General features: G+C 46.7%; 1 protein-coding gene. It reads right to left on the minus strand.

Going from position 1 to position 516, the window contains the following annotated elements:
• The coding region (locus tag ACKGJN_RS16835; RefSeq protein ID WP_409540726.1) for an Ig-like domain-containing protein at positions 1–516 on the minus strand (516 nt) is incomplete at both ends.

Consider the following 516-nt stretch of genomic DNA (forward strand, 5'->3'; position numbering starts at 1 on the left):
GTTACCGTAGCGGTATCTGTTCCACCATTTCCATCAGTGATGGTATAGGTGAAAGTATCTGTACCGTTGAAGTTGGCTACCGGAGTGTAAGTAATTGTTCCGTCACCATTGATCACAACACTTCCATTAGAAGGTGCAGTGGTTTCGGTTACCGTAAGGGTATCACCGTCTACATCAGTATCGTTGGTCAGAACGGAAACTGTTACTGCAGTGTCTTCATCGGTGGTGGCAGTATCATCAACAGCTACAGGTGCATCGTTGATTGGGTTGACCGTTACCGTTACCGTAGCGGTATCTGTTCCACCATTGCCATCAGTGATGGTATAGGTGAAAGTATCTGTACCGTTGAAGTTGGCATCCGGAGTATAGGTGATCGTGTAGTCTGTATTGATCACAACACTTCCATTAGAAGGTGCAGTGGTTTCGGTTACCGTAAGGGTATCACCATCCAGGTCAGTATCGTTGGTCAGAACGGAAACTGTTACTGCAGTGTCTTCATCGGTGGTGGCAGTATCA

The sequence above is a fragment of the Gillisia xinjiangensis genome (assembly GCF_046298265.1).
Lineage (GTDB): Bacteria > Bacteroidota > Bacteroidia > Flavobacteriales > Flavobacteriaceae > Gillisia > Gillisia xinjiangensis.